We start from the raw sequence: 10540 nt of genomic DNA on the forward strand, positions 1-10540 counted from the left end.
CAGAAACGACGACCCTCGACAAAATCACGGGCAGGCGCGCGCTTCAAGCGCTACCCACCTTCAATGCAGCGTGAATTCGCCCACGACATTGCGCCACTCACCGGGGGCAATCAGCTTGCGATGCGTGAAACGCACCGAATGCAGCGGCCCCTCGATCTCTCGCTGCCAGAATTCGATGAACTCGAACAGTCGCGGATGGTCCGGTGCCAGATCATAGTCCTGCCAGACATAGCTGTTCAGCACATTCCGGTAATCGGGCATCCGGTAAAAGAACTCCGCCGTGGTTAGCCCATATCCTTTCAGCATCAATTCGGTTTCGGAAGTTGGCATTTTCTGCTCCTGTCACTACCTCATAGGACCATGATGCCTGAATGAAATTACTTTTCAATTAAAACAGTATGTTAGCACTCTACCTGCCCGGCTGACACATGCTGTGGCCCTGCGCCATTGCACCCCATATCCTGCCTCTGATATAGTCCGCTCAACAAGATATAGCGCCAGATCACAGGACGGTACAAAACGTGAGCGATACGCCTCAACCCCCTGAAAACATGGATGAAACCCCACCAGAACGGCCCAGCTACAGCGGCCCATCGGTGTCCATCACCCATGAGATGAAAACATCCTACCTCGATTACGCCATGAGCGTGATCGTCAGCCGCGCGATTCCTGACCTGCGCGACGGCCTGAAACCGGTGCATCGGCGCATTCTCTATGCCATGCATGAGGGCGGCAATACCCACGACAAACCCTATCGCAAATCCGCCCGCGCAGTGGGTGACGTGATGGGCAAATATCACCCGCATGGCGATTCAGCGATCTATGACGCGCTTGTGCGCATGGCGCAGGATTTCTCGATGTCCCTGCCCCTCCTTGATGGTCAGGGCAATTTCGGCTCTATGGACGGCGATAACGCGGCCGCCATGCGCTATACCGAAGTGCGGATGGACAAACCGGCGGCCTATCTGCTGGCCGATATCGAAAAAGACACCGTCAACTTTCAGGACAATTACGACGGCAAAGACCGCGAGCCCACCGTCCTGCCCGCGCGCTTTCCCAATATGCTGGTCAATGGTGCGGGCGGTATCGCCGTGGGCATGGCCACCAATATCCCGCCGCACAATCTGGGCGAGGTCGTGGATGCCACGCTGGCACTGATCGAAAATCCCGATCTCGAGAGCGAAGACCTGATCCAGTATATTCCCGGCCCCGATTTCCCCACCGGCGGCCTGATGCTGGGCCGCTCCGGCGCGCGCAAGGCCTATCTCGAGGGACGCGGCTCTGTCATCATTCGCGCCAAGACCCGCGTCGAGGAGATCCGCAAAGACCGCTACGCCATCATCATCGACGAGATCCCCTATCAGGTGAACAAGGCCACGATGATCGAACGCATCGCCGAAGCCGCCCGCGAAAAGCGGATCGAAGGCATCTCGCATGTGCAGGACGAGTCTGACCGCAACGGCGTGCGCGTGGTGATCGAACTCAAGCGTGACGCAACCGCCGAGGTGGTGCTGAACCAGTTGTTCCGCTTCACCCCGATGCAGACCTATTTCGGCTGCAACATGCTGGCCCTCAACGGCGGCAAACCCGAACAACTGACGCTGCACCGCTTCCTGTCCCTCTTCATCGTGTTCCGCGAAGAAGTGGTCGCACGCCGCACCGCCTTTGAGTTGCGCCGCGCTCGCGAACGCGCGCATGTTCTCTGCGGTCTGGCGGTGGCTGTGTCCAACGTTGATGAGGTCGTGGCCACGATCCGCGCCTCCGCCGACGCCGCCGAGGCCCGGCTCAAGCTGATGGAACGCCGCTGGCCTGCAAGAGAAATCCTGCCCTATATCGCGCTCATCGACGATCCCAGCCACCCGGCCAATGAGGACGGCACCTATAATCTGTCCGAGGTTCAGGCCCGCGCCATTCTCGACCTGCGCCTGCAACGCCTGACGCAACTTGGCGTCAAGGAAGTCACCGACGAGCTGCAAGACCTCGCCGGCAAGATCAAGGAATACCTCGCCATCCTCGCCAGCCGCGAACGGATCATGCAGATCATCTCGGACGAACTGCGCGAGGTGCGCGACCTCTTTGCCGTGCCGCGCCGCACCCAGATTGTCGACTGGTCCGGCGATATGGAGGACGAAGACCTCATCGAGCGCGAGGATATGGTCGTGACCGTCACCAGCGGCGGCTATATCAAACGCACGGCCCTTGCCGATTTCCGCGCTCAAAAACGCGGCGGCAAAGGACTGTCGGGCATGGCCACCAAGGATGAAGACGTGGTCACCACCCTCTTTGTCGCCAATACCCACACGCAGCTTCTGTTCTTCACCACCGGCGGTATGGTTTACAAGCTCAAGACATGGCGTTTGCCACTCGGGGGCCGGACCTCCAAGGGTAAGGCCATCGTTAATATCCTGCCGATTCCCACAGGCGTTTCCATCGCCGCAATCATGCCGGTGGACCGCCCCGAGGAAGATTGGGAAGATTTGCAGATCGTCTTTGCCACCTCGGCAGGCGACGTGCGCCGCAATGCGCTCTCGGATTTCACCAATGTCATGCGCAATGGCAAGATCGCGATGGACCTGCCCGAGGGCGTGGAACTGGTCAACGCGCGCATCTGCGGCCCCGAGGATGACGTCATGCTCGTGACCGATTCCGGCCGCGCCATCCGCTTCCCAACGACCGAGGTGCGGGTCTTCAAGGGCCGCAAATCCACCGGCGTGCGCGGCATCCGCCTGCTGGGCAATGACCGCGTCGTGTCGATGTCGGTGATCAGCCATTTCGACGCCTCCGCTGACGAGCGCGCTGCCTATCTCAAGATGCGCCGCCAACTGGCAGGCGCGGATGAGGACGCAGCCGCCGATGACGAAGGCAACGCCGATGCCGCCATCAGCCCCGAGCGCTTCGAGGAAATGCAATTGGCTGAAAACCTGATCCTGACCATCACCGCCAAAGGCACGGGCAAGCTCAGCTCCAGCCATGACTACCCGGTGCGCGGGCGCGGTGGCATGGGCGTGCAGGCGATGGACAAGGGCATGCGCGGTGGCACAGTCGTCGCCTCCTTCCCCGTGACGCTCGAGGATCAGATCATGCTCGCGACCTCCAAGGGTCAGTCGATCCGCGTGCCTGTCATGGGCATTTCCTTCCGCTCGCGCAGCGCGGGCGGGGTCAAAGTGTTCAACACCGGCACCGGAGAAGAGGTCGTTTCGGTCGCTTGGATCGCCGAACAGGCCGATGAGGACGAAACTGCCGAGGGTTGACTTTAACCCTCGGCGCGACCTTTAATCGTGCATCATCATGATTTGGCCCAATTCTTGCAACATTTGCCATGAATAGAAGGCCGCCCATGTGCGGCTTGTTTGTGCGAGTAAAGACCAGTTCCTCTTCCCTGACCGAGCGGATGCTGCATATGACCAGAAACTTTCGCTACCGAATTGGTCCAACCGGACTGAACTTGATGCGCATCGTGATGGGGTCCTACTTCATGGCCCTCGCGCTCGGGTTCGTGACAGGCTTTGACGTCGGGGCGCTCTTCTCCTTTGTCCTGCCTCAGAGCGTCGCACGTTTCGTCGGTTCGATTGCCCTGCTCTGCCTCAGCATCAGCTTTATGGCAGGATTTCAACTGCGCCGTATCGCCCGCACCCTTGTCGCCCTGATCCTGTTCTCGAGCCTGACTGAGAACTTTTGGCTGTTGACGCCTGAGAACCTCTCGGGTTTTTGGCGGGACTTGGCGCTCGCGGCGGGGGTATTCCTCAGCTACGCCTCGCTGGGACGCCGGGAATTGCGCCGGGCCTCGATCTTCGTCCAGCGTGCGCGCGTGCGCCGCGTATTTGTACGAAAGGCGATCGAACCCCACCGCATAAGCCCGCTCCTGACACGCAAGAGACCGATCCAAAAGGAAATCCGGAACGCACTCGCCGTCACCTCAGGTCCGAACCGCTCCAAAACAGCCGAGGACGAACCAGAAGTCGAGAATATCTTCGCCAATCTGTGACGGCCGCTCGGGACTTAACTCGGTCTAAACCTATCCCGTGCAAACTCGGCAGGGTGCCACAGGATGCCGGGATACCTGCCGATGAACCTCTATTGCTGCATGATTGACCTCAAACAGGATGCCAAGGCGTTGGGCTTTGCCGCCGCGCTTGAGGCTTGGATGACCCATCTTCACACCCACGGAACCATTGGACGTTGGCGCCTCTGCCGTCGCAAGCTGAACCTTGCGGCCGATGCCTTTGGTGATTTCCTGCTCGAGATAGAGGTTGCCGATCTCGCCCAACTGGACCGCGCCTTTCGGCTCACCGGCGCACAGGACGAGACAACGACAGTGTTGCATGAGCGTGTCCATGCCCAGATTGCTCAGGCCCGTTTTGCCCTCTACCGCCCGTTTCCAGACGCAGAGCGCGCTGAACGCATGTCACTTGTCTAAAGCGGCAGGCTCGTCACCCGACGGGATCGCGCCTGCCGAGTGGCCTCGTCGGGCTTAAGATACCTCAGGGGCATGGGGGCAGCACCCCCATCATCCCACAGGCCATTCTGGCGTGACGGTGCGGTTAGTTCGCCAGATTGTTCGCGGTCGCGCCGAAACCAACGATCGTTCCAAACAGACCAAGTATGGTCTGCACCCGCGTGACCGGCGATTCGGTTGCAAGCAGCGTGTCACCGGGATTGATCTGGAATTGCCGCGCGGCAAACAGACCATCAGCATTGGTCAGATCCAGCGAAAAAATGACCTGAGGCATGTCCGGACCTGGCTTGTCGGGGTTGAGATGCCGCCGGTCATATTCCCGCAGCACCAGCAATCCTTTGGGATCGGCACGCGCCGCACTCAACCCGCCCATGGACGATACGGCCTCCATCGCGGTTATGGTTTCCTCCTCGAAGGGAATCACCTTCTGGCTGCCCGCAGCACCCAACACGTTAAAGCTGCGGTCATCTTCGGTCACGACGATCTGATCGCCCCCGCGCACCAGCGCGTTGCGACCGGGATCGGCAAACAGCGTCTCCGCACGGGTTTCATAGACCTCAGAGCCACGTTGCAACACGACCAGAGGATTCTTCATCGCCGGAGACACGCCGCCAGCCTGCGCCAGCACGCTCATGACCCGCGTATTGCGCGACTCCAGCGGATAGTTTCCGGGGGCCGCAACACCGCCCACCACGTCGACCGCATTGTTGCGCCCCGGCGTGACGCTCAACTGCACCTGCGCCGAGGGCGCAATCTCGAGCATGCGCGTTTGCAACGTCTCACGCGCGTCGGATTCTGTCATTCCGCGCACATTAATCTCACCGAGATAGGGCATGAACACCGATCCAGACGGCGACACCGTCATTGGAGGAACGGCCGTCGATCGCGACTCCTGACTGGCCAACAGGGAATTTTCCTGATTGTCCCAGATCACGATTTGAAGCGTATCCCCGGTTTGAATGATCGAGGAATCAGGGCCACGGCTTGCCGATAACCAACGGTAATGCCCCTTCCATCCGGACGCAGGCCACAACGCGAGGGCAGGCGTGGACCGGCGCGTGACCTCCACCACCTGGAACGTGGGGGATTTTGTGTCACGTTCGGCGAGAACCTCACTTTGCAGGGCGGCACCCCGAGGCAAACTGCACGACGCCAGAGCGGCAAACATGAGAACCCCAAGGAAAATCCTGATTGTGCGCGTCACTCTCCGACTCCCCCGTCTGTTTGGCATTGCATCGGTTCCTACCCCGCACACGGCGTGCTAGACAATCGGAATCTGACCTTTAGCAACAGGCAGCGCTGCATCTTGACCGAAACGCACTTAGGACCATCTCTGCTCGTGACCGGCGCATCAGGCCGAATTGCCGGATTCTTGCGGGCCGCGTGGCGCGATCTTGACGCCCCACGGATTGTCTGGCTGTCGCGCCGCAAGCCCGCTGATATTCTTTGGTCCCCCGGGGCTCGTCTCTCAACTTTGCCCGATTGCGATACCGTCATTGCGCTTTGGGGCCGAGTGTCCGGCGCGCCAGAGGATCTTTCAGCCAACATCGACCTCGTCCGCCACAGCGCCGATCTGGCCGCAGCCTGCGGCGCGCGGCGCGTGCTGCACTTCTCCTCCGCCGCAGTCTACGGCCCTGGCCACGCGCTGCACGAAACCGATAGACCGGCGCCCGCCAATGCCTATGGCCATTCCAAACTGGCAATGGAAGACGCGGTGCGTGCCTTGCCCACCGGCCCCACGCGGCACTGCTGCCTGCGGCTTGCGAATGTTGTGGGGGCCGACAGCCTTGCCCCCGCCCTGCGGCTGCATGACAGCCCGGTCCGGCTTGACCGCTTTGCCGATGGCACCGGCCCCTGCCGCAGCTATATCGCTCCGGGCGATCTGGCCAAGGTCTTGAGGGCGCTCGCAAGCGTGCCGCCAGATCAGCTTCCTGATACGCTCAATGTCACATCGCCCACGCCTGTAACCATGCAGGCTCTGGCCGAGGCAGCCGGGCGTCCCGTGATCTGGCAAGACGCCCCGGAAACCGCCGTGCAGACCGTAAGCCTCGACGGCACCCGACTTGCCGGTTTGATCCCGTTTCTATATCTCAGAGATACAGCCCAACAGATGATCGACGACTGGCACACTCTGGAGACCGCACCATGACCCCAGCCAAGAGGGCCTTCGACATTGGATTTGCGCTTTTGCTGATCCTGCTGCTGGCTCCGGTCATCCTCGTCGTTGCCCTCCTCATCGCCCTGATCGACGGCCGCCCCGTGTTGTACTTGTCCGAGCGGATGCGGACACCGGATACACCGTTTTGCCTTTGGAAATTCCGCACCATGCGGGTGGTCGAGAACGACGCGGGCGTCTCGTCCGGCTACAAGCAGCATCGTGTCACCGCCTTGGGCAGACGCCTTCGCGCCTACCGCCTCGATGAATTGCCACAGCTTCTCAATGTGCTGCGCGGAGACATGAGCTTTGTCGGACCGCGCCCCCCCCTGCGCTGCTATGTCGAGGCCTGCCCCGACCTCTACGCCAAGGTGCTCGAGAAACGCCCCGGTGTGACCGGACTCGCGACGCTGGTCTACCACCGAACCGAAGAAAAGCTGCTCTCCGCCTGCACCAGCCACGAGACCGGAGAAACCACCTATGTGACCCGTTGCATTCCCCGCAAGGCAAGGCTGGATCTGATTTGGTCGCGCCACCAGAGCCTGTGCTACGACCTGCGTTTAATCTGCCAAACCGTGATTCGTGTCTTTTACCGTCGCAGGGCACGCCGCCTCGAACGCGGTTGATTTCAAAGGATTCGTCACGCCTCTTGCACATATGTTACGCGAATCGGCTAAAACTTGCTCAGTTTCGGGGTCCACACCTGTAACAAGCCAGTGATTGGGATTTGTATTACTGCGCCAAGCGCCTAAAACGAAAAAGCCGAATAGTGGGGGTAAGCGCAGTGCTCTATCGAACTGTCACGACGCTGAAACAAGGTCAGAAGCAGACGTTCTTTCTGACGCTCGATATGCTGATCGTGGCTATCTCGTACCTCGCCGCGCGTGTTCTCCTCCTCGGACCGTCCTCTCTCGCGGCAGCGGGAGATGCAGTTCTGAGCGAACTTCTGGTGATGATGTGCACCGCCGCCGCGGTGGCAACCTATTTCGGGCTGCACAAGGTCAAGCTGAAATCCTACGAAATGCAAGGCATGCTCAACTCGGGTTGGGTGGCACTTGCCATGACGGCAAGCGGCGTCGCCGGTTCGCTTCTTCCGGGCAGCGCGGCGGCCCCGGCCACGGTCTATGTCGTCAGCGGCATGATGTTTCTCATCCTGTCCGTCACCGCGCGCCTCGTGCTGCGCATGGTCCTGCTGCGCATCTACCGCAATGGCAATCGCCGTCTGCGGGTGCTGATCTATGGGGCCGGTCAAACCGGACAACAACTCGCCAGCGCATTGGCGACGGATGACGAAGTCTTGCCAATGGCCTTCGTTGACGACGAACCGCGCCTGCAATCCCTGACCATTGCGGGACTCAAGGTGTTCAAATCGTCCGATCTGCCGGATCTCATCAAACGCTACGACATTCAGCGCGTCATCCTCGCCATGCCAAGCGCCCCCCCGGCCAAACGCGCCGTGCTCTCGCGCCGCATCGCAGACCATGGCTGCGAGGTCCACGCTCTGCCCTCCTTTGCGGATCTGATCTCCAACGACGTCCGCACCCTCTACAAGAGCCGCCCGGTTGACATCAACGATCTCCTCGGCCGCGACGGGCTGGACGACAAACTTCCCGGCTCACGTGACAGCTACAAGGGGCGCTGCGTGCTCGTCACCGGTGCCGGTGGCTCGATCGGCTCGGAACTCTGCCGCCAAGTGATCGCCTACGAGCCCGGCCATCTGATCCTCTTTGATCACAGCGAACACGCCCTCTTCGAGATCGACCGCGAATTGCGCAGCCTCGCACCTCTGATGCGGATCACCCCCATACTTGGCTCGGTTTGCGAGAAATCGGTGGTCAATGTCCTGATGCGCGCGCGCAAGGTCGAGATTGTGCTGCACGCCGCCGCCTACAAACACGTGCCCATGGTCGAAGCGAACGCGATTGAAGGCATGCGCAACAATGTGATCGGCACACGGATCGTGGCCCATGCCGCACGCGACGCCGGCGTCGAACGCTTTATCCTCGTCTCGACAGACAAGGCCGTGCGCCCCGTCAGCGTGATGGGCGCCTCCAAGCGCTTTGCCGAAATGATCGTGCAGGATCTGGCAACCCGGAGCAAAACCACCCGCTTCTCCATGGTGCGTTTTGGCAATGTGTTGGGTTCTTCAGGCTCTGTCATCCCGCTCTTTGCGGAACAAATTGCGCGCGGCGGGCCTGTGACGCTGACCCACGCCGACGTCACCCGCTATTTCATGACCATCCCCGAGGCGGCGCGCTTGGTTCTATTGGCCGGCTCTTTTGCCCGCGGTGGCGATGTCTTTGTGCTCGACATGGGCAAACCCATCGCCGTGCGCGACGTGGCCCGCAAGATGATCGAAGGCTCGGGTCTCACGGTACGTGACACGCTAAATCCACACGGAGACATCGAGATCCGCATCACCGGCCTGCGCCCCGGTGAAAAGCTTTATGAGGAACTGCTAATCGGTTCCGACATGCTAACCACGCCACACCCCAAGATCCTGCGCGCCCAAGAAGGCCATCTGTCGGAAATCGAACTCGCCAAGGCACTCAAATCCCTGTCCGAGGCAATCGAGACCCGCGACGTGGCGCTCCTGCGCAGCGTGCTCGCGCAGTGGATCGAACAGATCGAAGACCACCCCGAAGCCAGCGTCAATCAGTAGACGTCACCCGGCGAGCGCACCAAACTTACCCTCCAGATAGGCCAAGAGCGGCTCTGCCCGCGGTGCTGCCCCACAGGCACGCGCAATGACTTCCGCCGGCTCGTATAGCCCGCCATGCTGCTGCACAGCGTCGCGCAGCCACGCCGTTGCCTCTTGCAGGTCACCTTGCGCCAATTGCGCATCGAGCCCCGGCACGGCGTCGCGCAACGCGGCATGCAGGCACCCTGCATAGACATTGCCCAGACTATAGGTCGGGAAATACCCGAACAGACCCACCGACCAATGCACATCCTGCAACACGCCGTTGGACGCGCGATCCACCGGCGTGCCGAAATCAGCGGCAAAGCGATCATTCCACGCCGCCTCAAGATCGGTCACGGCCAAATCCCCGGTCATCAACGCCCGCTCCAGATCATAGCGCAGCATCACATGCAGATTGTATTGCACCTCATCTGCCTCGGTCCGGATATAGCCACGATGCACCCGGTTCACAGCGCGGTAAAAGCCATCCTCATCGGCAATTCCGAACGCGCCAAAGGCATCGCGCATCTGCCCATAGAGCCAGCCACAGAAGGCCCGGCTGCGCCCCAACTGGTTCTCGTAAATCCGGCTCTGGCTCTCATGCACCCCCATCGACACACCCTGCCCCAAGGGCGTCAGGCGATAGGCGGGATCAATCCCCTGCTCGTAACAGGCATGTCCGACCTCGTGGATGGTGGAATAGAAACAGTTGAACGGGTCCACCTCGCTCACCCGCGTGGTGATCCGCACATCGTCGCCGCTGCCGGAACTGAACGGATGCACCGCCAGATCCAGCCGCCCCCGGCTCAGGTCATAGCCGAACACCTGCGCCAGCTTCTGCGACAACGCCAGTTGCGCGGCACGGTCAAATCTGCCCTCGAGCTTGGGCCACGCCACCTCCAGCGCCGCCGCGCGCAGCGCCACCAGACGCGGCCGCATTTCAGCAAACATCGCATCGAGCTTTGCGGCACCCATGCCCGGCTCGTAATCCTCCAGCAGCGCATCATAGAGCGCGCCACCCGCTGACAGGGCCGCCGCTTCCTCGCGCTTGAGCCGCACCACCTCGGACAGAATCGGCGCAAAGGCGGCAAAGTCATCCGCCGCCCGAGCCTCGGCCCATTGCCCCTGCGCCCGGCTCGTCAGCCGCGCCAGCGCCACCGCAAGATCCCCTGGCACCTTGACCGCCCGCGCGTAATCGCGCCGGATATGACGCAACTGCGCCCGCGCCACGGGCGCGGTCGCCTCC

The 10540-nt window shown here is 61.2% G+C and carries 9 protein-coding genes; 6 read left to right on the forward strand and 3 right to left on the reverse strand.

From position 1 onward, the window contains the following. Window positions 1–60: 60 nt before the first annotated feature. Window positions 61–330, reverse strand: coding sequence for an usg protein (locus VR71_RS09680; RefSeq protein WP_009818366.1), 270 nt, complete (start codon window positions 328–330; stop codon window positions 61–63). 221 nt (window positions 331–551) lie between these two features. On the opposite strand from VR71_RS09680, the gene gyrA reads away from it, so the two are divergent. The 3 genes from gyrA to VR71_RS09695 all read left to right on the forward strand — a co-directional run bounded on the left by gyrA (window position 552) and on the right by VR71_RS09695 (window position 4417). Beyond that, window positions 552–3251, forward strand: a complete 2700-nt coding sequence (gyrA, locus tag VR71_RS09685; RefSeq protein WP_009818365.1) for a DNA gyrase subunit A — start codon at window positions 552–554, stop codon at window positions 3249–3251. 149 nt (window positions 3252–3400) lie between these two features. Beyond that, window positions 3401–3985: a hypothetical protein gene (locus VR71_RS09690; protein ID WP_157046603.1), complete on the forward strand. Its 585-nt coding sequence runs from the start codon at window positions 3401–3403 to the stop codon at window positions 3983–3985. An 81-nt stretch (window positions 3986–4066) separates the two neighbouring features. Then, on the forward strand, window positions 4067–4417 hold the full coding sequence (locus tag VR71_RS09695) for a DUF6614 family protein (RefSeq protein ID WP_045683388.1): 351 nt from the start codon (window positions 4067–4069) through the stop codon (window positions 4415–4417). Window positions 4418–4541: 124 nt separating this feature from the next. Here the strand turns inward: VR71_RS09695 and VR71_RS09700 are convergent, their stop codons facing one another. Further along, window positions 4542–5687 (reverse strand): polysaccharide biosynthesis/export family protein, encoded by a 1146-nt coding sequence (locus VR71_RS09700; RefSeq protein ID WP_367118649.1) that lies wholly within the window; start codon window positions 5685–5687, stop codon window positions 4542–4544. A gap of 108 nt (window positions 5688–5795) precedes the next feature. On the opposite strand from VR71_RS09700, the gene VR71_RS09705 reads away from it, so the two are divergent. From VR71_RS09705 to VR71_RS09715, 3 genes are all read left to right on the forward strand, one after another. Then, complete coding sequence (locus VR71_RS09705) at window positions 5796–6605, forward strand: NAD(P)-dependent oxidoreductase (protein ID WP_254656423.1); 810 nt, start codon at window positions 5796–5798, stop codon at window positions 6603–6605. After that, window positions 6602–7237 carry a sugar transferase gene (locus VR71_RS09710; protein WP_009818360.1) on the forward strand — a complete coding sequence of 212 codons (636 nt, stop codon included), beginning with the start codon at window positions 6602–6604 and terminating at the stop codon, window positions 7235–7237. The genes VR71_RS09705 and VR71_RS09710 overlap by 4 nt, the downstream gene beginning before the upstream one ends. A gap of 158 nt (window positions 7238–7395) precedes the next feature. Next, window positions 7396–9273: a nucleoside-diphosphate sugar epimerase/dehydratase gene (locus tag VR71_RS09715; protein ID WP_045683367.1), complete on the forward strand. Its 1878-nt coding sequence runs from the start codon at window positions 7396–7398 to the stop codon at window positions 9271–9273. Window positions 9274–9276: 3 nt separating this feature from the next. Here the strand turns inward: VR71_RS09715 and VR71_RS09720 are convergent. Beyond that, window positions 9277–10540 (reverse strand): carboxypeptidase M32 (locus VR71_RS09720; protein ID WP_045683369.1); only part of this gene is annotated, 1264 nt, incomplete at its 5' end.

Source organism: Roseovarius sp. BRH_c41, assembly GCF_000961715.1.
Classification (GTDB): domain Bacteria; phylum Pseudomonadota; class Alphaproteobacteria; order Rhodobacterales; family Rhodobacteraceae; genus Roseovarius.

Bases quoted from the DNA above. Each gene is read 5' to 3' on its own strand.
- VR71_RS09680 (WP_009818366.1), bottom strand. From the start codon at position 330: ATGCCAACTTCCGAAACCGAATTGATGCTGAAAGGATATGGGCTAACC.
- gyrA (WP_009818365.1), top strand. From the start codon at position 552: ATGGATGAAACCCCACCAGAACGGCCCAGCTACAGCGGCCCATCGGTG.
- VR71_RS09690 (WP_157046603.1), top strand. From the start codon at position 3,401: ATGACCAGAAACTTTCGCTACCGAATTGGTCCAACCGGACTGAACTTG.
- VR71_RS09695 (WP_045683388.1), top strand. From the start codon at position 4,067: ATGAACCTCTATTGCTGCATGATTGACCTCAAACAGGATGCCAAGGCG.
- VR71_RS09700 (WP_367118649.1), bottom strand. From the start codon at position 5,687: ATGCCAAACAGACGGGGGAGTCGGAGAGTGACGCGCACAATCAGGATT.
- VR71_RS09710 (WP_009818360.1), top strand. From the start codon at position 6,602: ATGACCCCAGCCAAGAGGGCCTTCGACATTGGATTTGCGCTTTTGCTG.